The following is a 14,148-nucleotide window of genomic DNA, read 5'->3' on the forward strand; positions in this document are numbered from 1 at the left end:
TCAGCGAAGCAGCTTTCGCTGTTTGACTAAACAATATATACAATGGAAAAGAAAAGTAATTGGCAAGCCTATCAAGCCATCATAGAACAACAGGGCATTAAGCAGTTGTATCATTTCACCGACCGCGATAACTTGCAGTCCATCATTCAAAACGGAGGTCTTTACTCTTGGGCGGATTGTGAGGAGAAAGGAATCGTTATTTCCAAACCCGGTGGTAGTGACAGTTCGCGTTCACTTGATGCTCGTGACGGATTGCAACACTATGTCCGTGTAAGTTTTGTCACCCAGCATCCTATGATGTATGTGGCGATGAACGAAGGCCGTATTTCGAACCCTGTGCTGCTGGAGATAGACCCTCAAGTCATTTATTGGAATGGTAGCAAGTATGCCGACCGCAATGCTACGAAGCATGGGGCTCGTGTCGGTGGAGAGTTGGAAGATTTCAAGGCCATCCATTTCTCAGCAGTCAAAGCGCAGAAGCACTTTGACCTTGACGATGATGAGCAGAAATTCTATCAGGCTGAGGTTTTGGTGAAGAACTTCATTCCGTTGGAGTATATCAGAAATATCGGAAACTTTGGTATTCCTATTCCGAATAAGCCGAAAGCTTTACAGAGTAAAATGGCCTACACGGCACAGATTACCCGAAATACGCCAACAGCTTTCTTATTCCTTGTGGATCATTCGGTCAGTATGCAGAAGATGACCAGCCTGTTTGGCGAAGAGATGACTATGGCAGAAGCGGCAGCACGAATCGTGAACCGACAAATCAACGAACTCGTGTACCGCTGCATCAAGTCGAATGAGACAAGGCATTATTATGATATCGCAGTGATTGGCTATGGCGAAAAGGCATACAGCGGATGGAATGGCGATTTGGAAGGCAGGGACTTTGTTTCGCCAGAGGAGCTGCTCGAACATCCATACAAGAAAATCATCACCCGTGAAGAGAAACGAACTCGCAGGGGAGTCGTTGTAAAAGAAGTGGAGAAGGTACAATGGGTTGAAGCCAAGCATGACGGACACTGGACACACTTGCATAAGGCATTTGACAAAGCACAGCAATTGCTCAGCCAATGGATGGAGAAGCATCATGATAAGGACTGTTATCCTCCTACAATCATCAACATTACTGATGGAGAATTTAACGGTGCAAAACGAGAGGAGGTCTTGCAAATGGCCAATGAACTAAAGTCGATGTTTACAAATGACGGCAATGTGATTCTGTTCAACATTCATTTTACTGCCTGCAAGTCAACGGACGAAGTGGTGTGTCCGATTGAAATATCAGAATTAAATGGCGATAGTTATGCGGAAACGCTATTCAACATGTCAAGCCTTCTGCCTGAAAGATACAATGCAGACATCAGCCGTTGCCTGAATGATAACCGTGCGGGTCGTCACCGTGCCATGGGTGTCAATGCAGATGCAACTACGCTAATAAAACTGATGGATATCGGAACTCCCACTAATGTAAGCCAAGCCCAATGAAGAAATTTGCTGTTTCTATCGGAAAACCCGAACAAGGATGCATCAATGAAGATGCTGTTATTGCACAAGAAAATATCATTGCTGTATCAGACGGAGCAGGAGGTGGAGGATTGTTTGCCGAACGATGGTCAGCCTATCTTTTGAACCATTTGCCTGCCACACCAATTAGTAACGCAGACGAACTGGATGCTTGGATTGGCGACATTTGGGAGCCCTACTATAACCAATGTGAGACGGATGCCAAGAAACTGGGAGGGCTGTCCTTGGATAAGTTTTATGACGAAGGTTCCTTCGCTACATTAGTGGTTGTATGGAGACTATCAGACACCGAATGCCAATGGATGGGTTTCGGGGACAGTGTGGCTTTCCACTACAACTATCGAACAAAGCGATTAGAGCATAGTTTTGGCACACTTGCAGATTTTGACAAACCACCTTACCTTATCAACTGTAAGGATGAACTTCTGATGGAAGGATTCCGCAAAGGCATATTCCATACCGATTCAGATTCTCTCATATTTGTGGCAAGCGATGCTATGGCACACTACATAATAATGATGTATGAAGTTGCCTGTGAAGACACATTCAGACAAGAGCTGGATGAAGCAGAATCAAAGTGTTCTAAAAACAGCAATTATATAAAAATGGCAAGAACTTTACACTTCAATGATTTTGAAAAGGATGTAATAAACAAACTTGTCAACACGATTGGTCATCCCGCAAATTTTCAAAGGCACATACAGAGTCTGCTCAGGAAGGGTTTGATAGCCTATGACGACTATTCGCTGGCCATGTTTTATAAAAAGCAAAACAATGGAACTGATAAGAATGTACGACACAAATGAAGACGTTTTGGTAGCAAGGAACAATGCGATGGTCAACTTCAATATGATAGACATCGTTGGCCGTGGTATCCGCAAGATATTCAATGAGCAGTGGAAACGCCACTTCCCCATGCCTGACTATGAGATTGACGCAGCCAATAAGGAGGTTGCCGTCCGTCTGTATGGTAACGCCATCAATGAGAAGTACACCAAGCTCCTGAAAGAGAACAAAGACTTGTCGTTGGAAGACTGTATCTTGCTTGATGCAGTACAGAAAGGACACCGACTGAATGAAAGTGATGCAAAGAATCTTTTGGAGCGAGGATTGGTAGAAGGTGAATATCCTGACTTGACTATATCCCTGAACATTGCAAGGCAAACAAAACAATTGCCAGAATATACCAAGGTGAAAGGGCTTGAACGCGACAAGATAAAGCAGATGACTTTGCAGTATATTCAGAATGCTGGAGAGGAAGGCGCAAAGCTCGATGCTATTCTAGAATACATCAAGGATGTACTCCCTTCGACAAAGTCTTTGGAACAAAAGCGTAGGCTGCTCCGGCACATATTGGAAGAAATGAAAAATGAGAATATGATACAGGTAAATGGCCGTACTTGGTTTGAAAATGGCTATAAAAGCTAAGTTATGGCCAAATTATAGCCATAAACCGCAAATATGGCCAGAAGGAAACGGCTAATAGCGAATAAATGGCGATAAAAAACGACTAGAAAATGAATAGTTGGAGGCTTCTAGTCGTAAAAAACAGTCATTTTCCGATAGTTTAGTCGAAGTATAAAACGAGAAAAGAATATACAAATGGATAAGCAACAACTAAAAGAAAGAGAAGCAAGGGTTATAGAACTTGCTACTGCATTTTGCAAAGAGCACTTGGATGATGAGTGCGCAGAACTGTGTACTAAACTTGTGCAGAAATTGGGACGCAAGCGTTCCTGCCCATTACAGTCAGGAAGAGTAGAGATATGGGCTGCCGCTTCTGTATATACCATCTGTAGCATCAACTTCATGTTCAGCAAAAGTTCTCGGCTGAATACATCATCCGCTGAAATCGCAGACCATTTTGGGGCAAGCGGTTCAACAATAGCACAGAAATCGAGAGTCATCAAGGACTTACTGAAGATAAGCAACGTCTTTGACCCAAATTTCTCTCTGAAGGAGATTGCCGATAACAATCCCTTCAATCATCTTGTGATGAGAAATGGATTCATTTTCTTTGATGAGTGAAAAGTGTAAAGATATGATATTTGGAAAGAAAATAAGAGAGCTCAGAGACGAGCAAGGAGTGCTGCAACGACAATTGGCGGCACTATTAGAGATTGACACACCTATGTTCAGCAAAATTGAGCGAGGTGACAGACGGGCAAAGCGCGAACACGTAATCAAGCTTGCAGAATACCTACATCAGGACGAGAAGGAGATGCTGACGTTGTGGTTAGCAGATAAAGTGCTTGATGCTGTAGGCGATGATGAATTGAGTAATGATGCTATCATAGTTGCACAAGAACAGATTCAAAAGTCAGAATGAACTATGTTTGCGTCATGCAATGCTTTGTGTTGGCACATGCAATGCTTTGCGTGAGCGGTTGCAAAGCTTTGGTGGACGGATGCAAAGCTTTGCGTGGACGGATGCAAAGCTTTGCGTGAGCGGATGCAAAGCTTTGCGTGAGCGGATGCAAAGCTTTGCGTGAGCGGATGCAAAGCTTTGCGTTGGCACTTGCAAAGCTTTGCGTGTGAGATGGGCTGAACTGCCCCACAAAAACGGAGATACCTTCGTAATCCAACGAAGGTATCCACGTAAAAAAACATAATTATCAGACTTGTGGCTAGAGGCGTAAAACTCCCCAAAGCATGTGTATTTGTCACTTAATGTTCACCTCAATAGTCTTCAGGTCCTGACTGCGGCTGGAGTTGCCTACCATTAACTGGTATTTGCCTGGAATGACACGCATGGTATTTGAAGCTGCATCCCAACATTCGAAACTTGAGGTGGGGAAGTCTATATCTACTGTTTTCTTGTGGCCTGCTTTCAGACTGACTCGCTTGAAGGCACGAAGGGTCTTTTGAGGACCTTCGACATCACCCACCCGTCGAATATACACCTGCAAAACCTCGTCACCATCGCGCTTTCCTGTATTGGCAATTCCAACCTTTATGGTATTTGTCTTATCATTATATTTTGGTTTGCCAATATTGAAAGTGGTGTAGCTGAGACCGAAACCGAAGCTGAAGAGGGGCTGTTCAGTAAGATAGCGGTAGGTGCGTCCAGCCATGCTGTAGTCCTCGTAATCTGGCAGCTGATTGGTAGAACTGTAGAACGTTACGGGAAGCTTACCTGAAGGATTGCAGTCACCAAACAGTATCTCGGCAACAGCTCTTCCTCCTTGCTCACCTCCATACCACGCCTGCAAGACGGCTTCACAGTGTTGGGCCTCAGGCACCAGTGCCACAGCACTTCCAGAGCAGTTGACGAAGACGACCTTCTTACCTGCCTTATGCAGCAAAGCTATGAGTGAGCGTTGTGCTGCCGGCAATTCGATATCCGTACGGTCACCACCCTTGAAGCCGGGTTCGTTGACAGGCATCTCCTCGCCTTCAACACGAGGTGAGAGCCCACCGACAAACACTACTATGTTCGCATTGCCCACACTGTCGATTACGGCCTGCTGGTCTGCAATATCGAAATTCCGCGTCAGCTGGCAACCTGCCACATATCTGGCATCAGGAACATACTGACGTATGCCTTGCAATATCGTTATTGTTCTGGTAGGTGTTCCGTTGTAGTTGCCCCACATCATTACGGAGTCATTGGCATTGGGTCCCATGACCACTATGTCAGAATTACGGTTCAAGGGCAATATGGAGTTATTGTTCTGCAACAATACCGTGCCCTGTCTTGCCATGTCAAGAGCCATCTGCTTGTGTCTCTCGCATGCAATGACCGATGGAGAAATACTTGTCCACTCCACAAGCGAGTCTGGGTCGAGGTCACCCAATTCTATCCTCGCCTTCATAAGACGTTTAAGGCTCTCGTCAATCTCTGCCATGGAGACTGCTCCTTGCGCCACAGCCTTCGGTATAGCGGCATACGACGCTCCGCATTCCACATCTGTTCCTGCCCTTAATGCCATAGCCACGGCATCGGCAGAGTCGCCCGCGACCTCATGGTGACCCTTGAGATAGAAGTCGGCAATAGCCCAGCAGTCGGAGGTAATCAGACCATCGAAGCCCCACTCGTCTCTGAGTATCTGTCTTTCATAACGGTGGCTGCCACAGCAGGGCTTGCCGTCGATGCGCTGATATGCACACATCACCTCGGCAACATGTCCTTCCTGAACAAGGGTTTTGAAGGCAGGAAGATATGTCTCCCACAGGTCGCGTGGCGGTAGGTCTTCGACATTGAACGAATGGCGGTTCCATTCCGGACCACTATGTACTGCGAAATGCTTAGCGCAGGCCAGAAGTTTACGGTAACGTGATGTACGGGGACCTTGCAGACCGTTGACAACGGCCAGTCCCATCCGTGATGTCAGGTAAGGGTCCTCGCCGTATGTCTCCTGTCCCCGTCCCCACCTGGGATCACGGAAGATATTGATATTGGGAGTCCAAAAGGACAGACACTGATAGCGCTTAATCTTTCCCGACTGGCGTGCTATCTGGTTCTTGGCGCGGGCCTCATCGCTGACGGCAGTAAACACCTGCTGGAGCAAGTCATTGTTCCATGACGCAGCCATGCACATGGTGATGGGGAAGACCGTAGCATATCCGTTTCTCCCCACTCCATGCAGGGCTTCATTCCACCATTGAAATTCAGGTATACCCAGCCGGGGTATTGCTGGCGACTTGTCCATCATCAGCATCGTCTTTTCCTCAAGAGTGAGTCTGCTCACAAGGTCGGATGCACGTTGTTCTGATGATAATTTCGGATTCTGATAAGGAAGCAACTGCGCATTTGCATAGAATACGGCAAATACGGCAAAAGTCAACAGGTTAATAAGTTTATGTTTCATTGGTTCAGTAAGTCTGCGCCTATCTTGGCTATTTATAACATCATATAAACAGAATTCTCCCCATCCCTCCCTTTAAGAGAGGGGTGGAGAGAATATCCTTTAGCTCTTCATTCGAGTCCAAATACGGAACGTAGTCCGCCATCCACACCGCTGAATCCCATGAATGCCAGGGATAGCAGGCCGGCGGTAACAAGTACTATCGCCATGCCCTGCATGCCCTTGGGCACACGTACCAGTGAGAGCTGCTCACGCAGACCGGCGAATACCACCATTGCCAGTGCGAAACCTATTGCCGTAGAGAAGGCATAGACGATGCTCTGTATGAGCGAGAAGTCTTTCTGTATGACGAGGATTGCCACACCGAGCACGGCACAGTTGGTGGTGATGAGCGGAAGAAAGATGCCGAGAGCCTGATAGAGGGCTGGCGACACCTTCTTGAGTACTATCTCTACCATCTGTACGAGTGATGCGATGACAAGGATGAACGACAGCGTCTGAAGGTATTGCAGTCCAAAAGGATTGAGCACATAAGTCTGTAGCAGATACGTCACTATTGTCGCCAGAGTGAGCACGAAGGCCACGGCGGCGCCCATGCCAAGGGCAGTGTCCACCTTCTTCGATACTCCGAGGAAAGGACAGATGCCCAGGAACTGCGACAGGATGATGTTGTTGACGAATATCGCCGAGATAAATATCAGAATGTATTCCATAACGCTTACTTCTTTATTTTGTTAACAACAGCAATGAGATAGCCCAGAGAGATGAAAGCTCCCGGAGGCAACACAAATAGCAGTACGTTCGTCACTTCCGGCAGAAGCACGAAGCCGAAGACGCTGCCCGCGCCCAATATCTCGCGTATAATACCGAGCACGGTAAGCCCAAGTGTAAATCCAAGTCCCATGCCCACGCCATCGGCAAGACTTGCCACGGGGTTGTTCTTTGCCGCGAAGCTCTCGGCACGGCCAAGGATGAGGCAGTTGACAACAATCAGCGGGATGTAGATGCCCAGCGCCTTGTTGATGGAGTCGGGAGCGTACGCTGCCATGAGCATCTGCAGGATGGTGACAAAGGCTGCTATGACAACGATGAAGACAGGAATGCGCACCTTGTCGGGCGTGATGCTCTTGATACATGATATCACGAAGTTGGTGCAGATGAGCACCGACATAGTGGCAAGTCCCATGGACAGTCCGTTGATAGCGCTGGTGGTAGTAGCCAGCGTAGGACACATACCGAGCAGGAGCACCAGCACGGGGTTTTCCTTCAGTATGCCGTTGGTAATGATTTTTATCTTATTCATAATCTTTGTCTCTTAGTGTTTTTGTTTTGATGCTCCACTCTCCCCGTCGGTATCATTCCCCTTGTAGGCGGCATATGCCTGGTTGACGGCCTTGAGGAAGGCTCGCGTCGTGATGGTTGATGCCGTGATGGCATCAACATCTCCACCATCCTTGTCAACAGTGAGGTTGCCGTCGGCCAGGCTCCGGCCAATGATGCTTCCCTTTCCGTCCTTCTGGAACCACTTGTCGGCCTTTGCGCCGAGTCCCGGTGTCTCAGATGCCTGTAGGATTGTATAGCCAAGCACCTTTCCCTGGGCATCGAAGCCGACGAGAACCTTCATGTCGCCACCGAAGCCGAGTGTCGTGCTCTCTACGGCAGCACCGAGATAATCGCCTGATGTGGAGTTTACATTATGAATTACGAAGTCGTAAGCCTTGCCCTGTAGGTCAAGTGTCAGGCTGTCTGGTTCATCAACATTGATGTCGGCAGTCCCCATCACGTCGCGTATACCATTGGCAAGCGTCTGCTGGGCCTTGTCGGCGATGGGTTTCTCCGTGATGTTGTTTACCCAGGCGAGCACAGCTCCTATCACCATGGCCACGCCCACGAGGACGAGCACCATATTCAAGAGCGATGATTTGAGTTTTTCCATTTTTCTGTTCCTCCCAATCTTTATTTCTTTGCCGGCACCTCACCAAAGCGCTTTGGCTTGATGTAGTTGTTGATGAGCGGCGTGAAAGCATTCATAATCAGTATGGCAAACGACATTCCCTCGGGATAGCTGCCCCAGTTTCTTATTACCACCGTAAGCACGCCTATCGCTATGCCATAGACGAGCTGTCCACGGTGCGTCATCGGTGATGTCACATAGTCAGTGGCCATGAAGATGGCACCGAGCATCAGTCCGCCACTGAGCACCACCTGCACGGGGTTTGCGTATACGGGGTCTGCAAGATGCAGCAGGCCACTGAGCACGAACACCGTTGCGAGGATGCTCACAGGAATGTGCCAGGTGATAATCTTGCGCCACAGCATGAACACCAGTCCGAGCAGGAGCGCCAGGGCGCAGACCTCACCAAGACAGCCGGCACCAGTCTGGCATGTCTCGGGCAAGCCAATGAGCATGTTGAAACTGCTTGGCAACTGCTCCAGCACGGAGGCGTCACCACTCTTTATCGCCCACTTCATCAGCGACAGAGGTGTTGCTCCCGTCTCTGCATCAAGGTAGGAAGTGAGCTGTCCGGCCTGTGGCCACGATGTCATGGCAGCAGGGAAGCTCACCAGAAGGACGCAGCGGCCCACGAGGGCGGGATTGAACGGGTTGCATCCCAGTCCGCCAAAGGTCATCTTGCCTATGCCTATGGCCACGAGGGCGCCTATGAGCACCATCCACACAGGGAAATTGCAGGGAAGGTTCATGCCCAGCAGCAGTCCCGTGACAATGGCCGAGCCGTCGGACAGCGACGGCTGCCGCTTCATGATATACTTTGATATTGCCCATTCGAAGAACATGCAGGCTGCAACACTCGACAGGCAAACTACTACGGAACCCAGTCCGAAGAAGAGGAACGACACGAGCAGGGCGGGCAACAGTGCCAGCACCACACCGTACATGTTCTTCTCCACGCTGTCGGTGCCATGTGCATGCGGCGACAGCGAAACTATTAGCTTACTCATTATTTCTTGGCGTTTCTTGATTTTATAATACCCATCACCACACCCTTGCCCTGAAGGATGTTGTCGAGGATGGGACGGTGTGACGGACACGTAAACTGGCACGAGCCACAGGATATGCACGATGTAACCTGCTCGGCCTCAAGCCTCTCCCACTCCTTGAACGAGGAGAGCGTTGCAAGTAGATACGGCTCAAGTCCCATGGGGCAAGCGCTGACACACTTGGCGCAGCGTATGCATGGCTGTATGGGCTTGCGGTGAGCGTCGGCATCGGTGAGGATGGTTATGGAGTTGGTTCCCTTGCATACGGTGACATCCGTCGACACCACAGACTTGCCCATCATCGGGCCGCCTGCCAACACCTTGTTCTCACCCTCGGGCATGCCTCCACAGGCTTCTATGAGGTCTCTCATAGGCGTTCCCATACGCACCAGGAAGTTGCCGGGGTTGCAGAGCTTCTTTCCCGTAACGGTGGTATAACGCTCAAACAGCGGCTTGCGCTTCATCACGGCCTGGTATACGGCATAAGCAGTACCAACGTTCTGTACTATGGCACCCACATTGACGGGAATGGCAGGAGGAGCAGGAACCTGACGGCCTGTCACCGCATCTACGAGCTGCTTCTCGCCACCCTGCGGATATTTCTTCTCAAGGGCAACTATCTCCACGCGGGGGTCAGAGGCAGTCTTTTTCTCGAAGAGTGCTATTGCCTCAGGCTTGTTGTCCTCTATGCCTATATATCCTCTCTCCACCTTTGCCGCCTTCATCAGTAGGTCCAGTCCTACGAGTATCTCGTCGGCATGCTCCATCATCAGACGGTAGTCGGAGGTGATGTATGGCTCGCACTCCACACCATTGAGTATCACACACTCGGCCTTGGCACCTGGAGGCGGACAGAGCTTAATGAATGTTGGAAATCCGGCACCACCCATGCCCGTTACGCCAGCTTCCTTTATGCGGCTAACTATCTCCTCGGGGGTCAGCTCCGGATGTTCGGCAAGGGTCTCGAGCTTGTCGCTGCGGTCTATGCTCTCCTCCCACTCGTCGCCTTCCACATTAATATATATGGCCGGATGACGGTAGCCTGTTGCATCAATGGCAGAGTCGACCTTTACTACCGTTCCAGACACGGACGAGTGGATGGGGGCCGACACGAAGCCTCCGGCCTCTGCTATGAGAGTTCCGACCTTTACCTTGTCTCCTCGGCTGACAACGGGCTTAGCCGGAGCGCCGATGTGCTGTCCCAGCGGGAATATGGCCTGCTTGGGCAATGCGGCGACGACGGTGGCCTTGTCTGCCGTAATCTTGTTCTCTTCGGGATGAACGCCTCCCATGCTGAATGTTTTCAGTTTCATGCTTCTGCCTCCTTCTTATCTGTTGCGGTGGCAGCAGGAGCATCAGGCTTCGGCGTACGCACCGGGAAGTTTATCTTTACGAGTGCACCGGTAGGACATTCGTCTACACACTTTGTACACAGTTTACACTTGTTGAAATCGATGTATGCCACGTTGTTCTCTACTGTGATGGCTTCGAAACGACATACCTTCTGACACTTGCCGCATCCTATGCAAGCCACTGCACAAGCCTTCTTTGCCACTGCACCTTTATCCTTGTTCACGCACTGTACATAGACGCGACGGCCTTTCGGTCCTTTCTTGCGCAACTCGATGATGCGTCGCGGACAGGCCTTGGCACAGGCTCCGCAGGCCGTACACTTCTCCTCGTCTACTACGGGCAGCCCAGTCTCGCTGTCCATGCTGATGGCACCAAACTGGCAGGCGGCAACACAATCTCCGCAGCCCAGACATCCGAAACCGCAGTCAGTCTCGCCGGCACAGGTGCTGTTGACAGCCTGACAAGTACGCATGCCATCATACACAACAGTACGTGGACGATGCTCACAACTGCCGTTGCATCGCACTACGGCCACCATAGGGTCGGCGTTGGCTACTACCATACCGAGCAAGTCAGCAACCTGCCCCATGACGGCCGAACCGCCAACAGGACATGTCAGACCATCGATGCTGCCAAGGTCGGCACCCTTGACAAGCGCATCGGCCATACCGCCGCAGCCAGCAAAGCCGCAGCCTCCACAGTTGGCACCCGGCAAGACTTCAAGAACCTGACCGATACGAGGGTCTTCTTTCACAGCAAACTTCTTGGAAACAGCATAGAGCACCACCGATGCAACGAGGGCTATGGCTCCCAATACGATAACTGCAATCAAAATAAAATTCATAATATCAATAATATTTGTTTTAGACTTTAGCTTTTTTTCTTACCACCGTGATCCTAAGCACGTCTCCTATGCGTGCCCTGAACACATACAATAATATATAATAAGGTATAAGAGCACCCACTCCGCACAATGCCGCCACAGGCTCGCTGCCCGTCAGGCCATTGGCTGCCACAACCACGGCAAGCAGTAGGACAAGGGGAACGCCAAAACCCAGCGAGACGGCCTTGTGGCCAAGGGACGATGACACAGAGACCCAGACACTCTCGCCCACACGGAAACTGTCGGCACCAGCCTGTGCTACAACCGTCTTCTCCTTGCTCTCAGCAGAGTTGCAATGGCGCGACAAGCTGCACGACGCACATGCAGATGTCTGGACAATACGGACAAAGACATTATTGCCATCTACCTTTACCACTGTCCCTTCGTGACTAACTCTTTCTACCATTTGTAGTGTTGACTTTACACCGACGATTTGCAATGTCGGCTTAGCAAATGCAAAATTAATACTATATTTTCAAACGGCCAAGCAATTTTTATCATAAATTTCATAATACTACCAGCCTGTTAACAAATCTTATCCGTAATCGTTTGCAGAAACATTGCCAAAAAGTGCAATTAATATTTTGTCAATTCGTATGTTTGCACTATCTTTACATAAAATAGGCTACACTTAGGAATAATAAAATAAAAATTGCATTTTTCTTTTTTATTCCATTCGTTTGCACTATCTTTGCAGAGACCATTAACATAAAACCTCCATCATGAAAGCAAACGAGCAAACACAGCAGCAAATCGAGAGGGCTATCAGAAAGATAGCACAGAAATTCCCAAGCGATGAGGACACGTCCATCCTCACCGACATACACCTCAGGGCATCACAGGACAGTGGCGAGCTGCTGGCTTTTGATGACGATGACAAGGAAATAACGCGGTGCGTGGTGGAAGAGTGGATAGACAACAAGGACGACAATTTCTATCAGGAAATCACCACCTTGCTGAGAAACATCCTCAAGAGGATGCGCAACACCGTAGACAATCTCGGAATACTGAAGCCTTTCAGCCTTGTACTGGAAAACGATGACAAGGAAAGCATTGCCGAGCTATATGTAGCCGATGACGACACAATCATCATAGACGGAGAACTGATGGAAGGACTGGATAAAGACCTCGACTCCTTCCTCGACAAACTTCTGAAAGATTAAAGGTGGAGGCTAAAAATACACAACTGCTATTATAATGAAAATCATCCCCTTGGTGATTGTCGCCAAAGGGATGATTTTTGCTGTAGGGCCGCTATCTCCTCAAGAGTACCTTCCCGTCTTTTATGTAGAGTCTATTAGCGGTATTTGCTGATGAGGCATCAAGTCTTACTCCTTGGAGATTATAAACACCTGACTGCCCAGGCTTCGGCAATGAAGACAATGACACATCCGAAGTACCGAGATTAACGGGCTTTATCTCACCATTGACAAACGTATAAAGTCCTGCATTTGTTCCTAAATAAAGCATGCCGTCACAATGTGTCATACATGTAATGCTAAGACCGTCAGGCATCGGATAAGAGACAAAATCACCATCAGCGTATTGCTGCAGATAATTTCTGCCCAACCACAATGTTCCAGTCTCATCAACACACATTGCTGTAATGGTTTTATCTTTCAGTGAGGAATTTACATTGGTATAGTTATTGGTCTGAACATCTTTCTTGAACTCGAACAAGCCTTTTGCCGCAGAACCCATCCATACGTTTCCCGCATTGTCTGACGCGACAGCCATTATAGCCCCAGTCTTGTCATTCAGCAACTCAATCTGCTCGTTTTTATATTTATATGCTCCGCCTGAAACCAACCGGGCACCTAACCAAATACAGCCAGCCTTATCAGCACACATACTGTAAATAGCATGAGTAGATGAGATTTCTGAATCTGGCAAAATATACTGAGACCAGCCTGTATCGGTTCTCTTGTACAGACTTCGTCCACAAGCATACAGAGTGCCGTTGCTGTCGAGGCATAGTTGATTGAGTGATGTCTCAGGCATAGAATACAGATACTTAAGGCCATTGTCTTTCAACATATATATATGGCCATCAGAAAAGCCTACATACACGTCTCCATTTCCACAAACCATGCTTTTTGGACTAAGCCCCGACTCTCCGTCTGGCAATGAAGTCAAACAACACTTACCTTCAGTAAAATTATAGTCAATTACTTCAGCATCTGTAGCCAGATACAAATGGCTGTCAGCTGTTACCATGGAATATACATGATAAGTCGCATCCGTATTTCCTTGAGCTAACACGAACTTAGGAAAGAACATGGATATCACAAATAATAACAAGATTTTTGTTTTCATTTTATAATTATCTTTTTAATGTTAATAATATTACCGTTTTCAAAATAAACCAAATAAGTTCCTTTTTTGTTGTATAAATGAGTAAAAACATGTGTTCCTGTAGATAATTTTGCCTCTTGAGCTAAATTTGCAACTAACTGTCCGTTAAGAGTATATATACAGCAAGTAGTTGGATACTTTGATTCTACATCTACATTTATAACACAAGTATTATCATTACAACTTACCCTCATATTTATATCACTTTTTTTATTAAGA

16 protein-coding genes are annotated in these 14,148 nt (G+C 48.2%); 6 read left to right on the top strand and 10 right to left on the bottom strand.

Annotated elements, in window-relative coordinates; all coding sequences use genetic code 11:
- The first annotated feature begins 42 nt into the window (after positions 1-42).
- The 5 genes from CIL02_RS02755 to CIL02_RS02775 all read left to right on the top strand — a co-directional run bounded on the left by CIL02_RS02755 (position 43) and on the right by CIL02_RS02775 (position 3,859).
- On the top strand, positions 43-1,491 hold the full coding sequence (locus tag CIL02_RS02755; RefSeq protein WP_094398947.1) for a DUF4433 domain-containing protein: 1,449 nt from the start codon (positions 43-45) through the stop codon (positions 1,489-1,491).
- On the top strand, positions 1,488-2,336 hold the full coding sequence (locus tag CIL02_RS02760) for a hypothetical protein (protein ID WP_094398948.1): 849 nt from the start codon (positions 1,488-1,490) through the stop codon (positions 2,334-2,336). Before CIL02_RS02755 ends, CIL02_RS02760 begins: the two co-directional genes overlap by 4 nt.
- Positions 2,305-2,958, top strand: a complete 654-nt coding sequence (locus CIL02_RS02765) for a hypothetical protein (RefSeq protein WP_141210093.1) — start codon at positions 2,305-2,307, stop codon at positions 2,956-2,958. The genes CIL02_RS02760 and CIL02_RS02765 overlap by 32 nt, the downstream gene beginning before the upstream one ends.
- Before the next feature lie 174 nt (positions 2,959-3,132).
- Positions 3,133-3,558, top strand: a complete 426-nt coding sequence (locus tag CIL02_RS02770) for a DUF6398 domain-containing protein (protein WP_094398950.1) — start codon at positions 3,133-3,135, stop codon at positions 3,556-3,558.
- 13 nt (positions 3,559-3,571) lie between these two features.
- On the top strand, positions 3,572-3,859 hold the full coding sequence (locus CIL02_RS02775; protein ID WP_094398973.1) for a helix-turn-helix domain-containing protein: 288 nt from the start codon (positions 3,572-3,574) through the stop codon (positions 3,857-3,859).
- A gap of 334 nt (positions 3,860-4,193) precedes the next feature.
- Here CIL02_RS02775 and CIL02_RS02780 read toward each other — a convergent pair whose 3' ends face one another.
- From CIL02_RS02780 to CIL02_RS02815, 8 genes are all read right to left on the bottom strand, one after another.
- On the bottom strand, positions 4,194-6,341 hold the full coding sequence (locus tag CIL02_RS02780) for a glycoside hydrolase family 3 C-terminal domain-containing protein (RefSeq protein ID WP_094398951.1): 2,148 nt from the start codon (positions 6,339-6,341) through the stop codon (positions 4,194-4,196).
- 107 nt (positions 6,342-6,448) lie between these two features.
- Entirely contained in the window at positions 6,449-7,051 is a 603-nt protein-coding gene (gene rsxA, locus CIL02_RS02785) for an electron transport complex subunit RsxA (protein ID WP_094398952.1), read from the bottom strand.
- A gap of 5 nt (positions 7,052-7,056) precedes the next feature.
- Positions 7,057-7,641: an electron transport complex subunit RsxE gene (rsxE, locus tag CIL02_RS02790; protein WP_094398953.1), complete on the bottom strand. Its 585-nt coding sequence runs from the start codon at positions 7,639-7,641 to the stop codon at positions 7,057-7,059.
- A gap of 12 nt (positions 7,642-7,653) precedes the next feature.
- On the bottom strand, positions 7,654-8,274 hold the full coding sequence (locus tag CIL02_RS02795) for an RnfABCDGE type electron transport complex subunit G (protein WP_094398954.1): 621 nt from the start codon (positions 8,272-8,274) through the stop codon (positions 7,654-7,656).
- Positions 8,275-8,294: 20 nt separating this feature from the next.
- Positions 8,295-9,299, bottom strand: a complete 1,005-nt coding sequence (locus tag CIL02_RS02800) for an RnfABCDGE type electron transport complex subunit D (RefSeq protein ID WP_094398955.1) — start codon at positions 9,297-9,299, stop codon at positions 8,295-8,297.
- Positions 9,299-10,651, bottom strand: a complete 1,353-nt coding sequence (gene rsxC / locus CIL02_RS02805) for an electron transport complex subunit RsxC (RefSeq protein WP_094398956.1) — start codon at positions 10,649-10,651, stop codon at positions 9,299-9,301. Before rsxC ends, CIL02_RS02800 begins: the two co-directional genes overlap by 1 nt.
- Positions 10,648-11,535, bottom strand: coding sequence for a Fe-S cluster domain-containing protein (locus CIL02_RS02810; protein WP_094398957.1), 888 nt, complete (start codon positions 11,533-11,535; stop codon positions 10,648-10,650). Before CIL02_RS02810 ends, rsxC begins: the two co-directional genes overlap by 4 nt.
- 19 nt (positions 11,536-11,554) lie before the next feature.
- A complete protein-coding gene (locus CIL02_RS02815; RefSeq protein ID WP_094398958.1) occupies positions 11,555-11,980 on the bottom strand; it encodes a SoxR reducing system RseC family protein in 426 nt (141 codons plus the stop codon).
- Between the two features lie 316 nt (positions 11,981-12,296).
- Here CIL02_RS02815 and CIL02_RS02820 point away from each other — a divergent pair, with 316 nt between their 5' ends.
- Positions 12,297-12,737 (top strand): hypothetical protein, encoded by a 441-nt coding sequence (locus tag CIL02_RS02820; protein ID WP_094398959.1) that lies wholly within the window; start codon positions 12,297-12,299, stop codon positions 12,735-12,737.
- Positions 12,738-12,828: 91 nt separating this feature from the next.
- On the opposite strand, the gene CIL02_RS02825 is transcribed toward CIL02_RS02820, so the two are convergent.
- Both CIL02_RS02825 and CIL02_RS02830 read right to left on the bottom strand, forming a co-directional pair.
- Positions 12,829-13,890: a hypothetical protein gene (locus tag CIL02_RS02825; protein WP_094398960.1), complete on the bottom strand. Its 1,062-nt coding sequence runs from the start codon at positions 13,888-13,890 to the stop codon at positions 12,829-12,831.
- Positions 13,887-14,148: T9SS type A sorting domain-containing protein (locus tag CIL02_RS02830; RefSeq protein WP_141210094.1), on the bottom strand; the 262-nt coding region annotated here is incomplete at its 5' end. The genes CIL02_RS02830 and CIL02_RS02825, both read right to left, overlap by 4 nt.

This window comes from Prevotella sp. P3-122 (genome assembly GCF_002251365.1).
Classification (GTDB): domain Bacteria; phylum Bacteroidota; class Bacteroidia; order Bacteroidales; family Bacteroidaceae; genus Prevotella.

Excerpts from the sequence above, each read along its gene's own strand:
- CIL02_RS02755 (WP_094398947.1), top strand. The coding sequence starts at position 43 with ATGGAAAAGAAAAGTAATTGGCAAGCCTATCAAGCCATCATAGAACAA.
- CIL02_RS02760 (WP_094398948.1), top strand. The coding sequence starts at position 1,488 with ATGAAGAAATTTGCTGTTTCTATCGGAAAACCCGAACAAGGATGCATC.
- CIL02_RS02765 (WP_141210093.1), top strand. The coding sequence starts at position 2,305 with ATGGAACTGATAAGAATGTACGACACAAATGAAGACGTTTTGGTAGCA.
- CIL02_RS02770 (WP_094398950.1), top strand. The coding sequence starts at position 3,133 with ATGGATAAGCAACAACTAAAAGAAAGAGAAGCAAGGGTTATAGAACTT.
- CIL02_RS02775 (WP_094398973.1), top strand. The coding sequence starts at position 3,572 with ATGATATTTGGAAAGAAAATAAGAGAGCTCAGAGACGAGCAAGGAGTG.
- CIL02_RS02780 (WP_094398951.1), bottom strand. The coding sequence starts at position 6,341 with ATGAAACATAAACTTATTAACCTGTTGACTTTTGCCGTATTTGCCGTA.
- rsxA (WP_094398952.1), bottom strand. The coding sequence starts at position 7,051 with ATGGAATACATTCTGATATTTATCTCGGCGATATTCGTCAACAACATC.
- rsxE (WP_094398953.1), bottom strand. The coding sequence starts at position 7,641 with ATGAATAAGATAAAAATCATTACCAACGGCATACTGAAGGAAAACCCC.
- CIL02_RS02795 (WP_094398954.1), bottom strand. The coding sequence starts at position 8,274 with ATGGAAAAACTCAAATCATCGCTCTTGAATATGGTGCTCGTCCTCGTG.
- CIL02_RS02800 (WP_094398955.1), bottom strand. The coding sequence starts at position 9,299 with ATGAGTAAGCTAATAGTTTCGCTGTCGCCGCATGCACATGGCACCGAC.
- rsxC (WP_094398956.1), bottom strand. The coding sequence starts at position 10,651 with ATGAAACTGAAAACATTCAGCATGGGAGGCGTTCATCCCGAAGAGAAC.
- CIL02_RS02810 (WP_094398957.1), bottom strand. The coding sequence starts at position 11,535 with ATGAATTTTATTTTGATTGCAGTTATCGTATTGGGAGCCATAGCCCTC.
- CIL02_RS02815 (WP_094398958.1), bottom strand. The coding sequence starts at position 11,980 with ATGGTAGAAAGAGTTAGTCACGAAGGGACAGTGGTAAAGGTAGATGGC.
- CIL02_RS02820 (WP_094398959.1), top strand. The coding sequence starts at position 12,297 with ATGAAAGCAAACGAGCAAACACAGCAGCAAATCGAGAGGGCTATCAGA.
- CIL02_RS02825 (WP_094398960.1), bottom strand. The coding sequence starts at position 13,890 with ATGAAAACAAAAATCTTGTTATTATTTGTGATATCCATGTTCTTTCCT.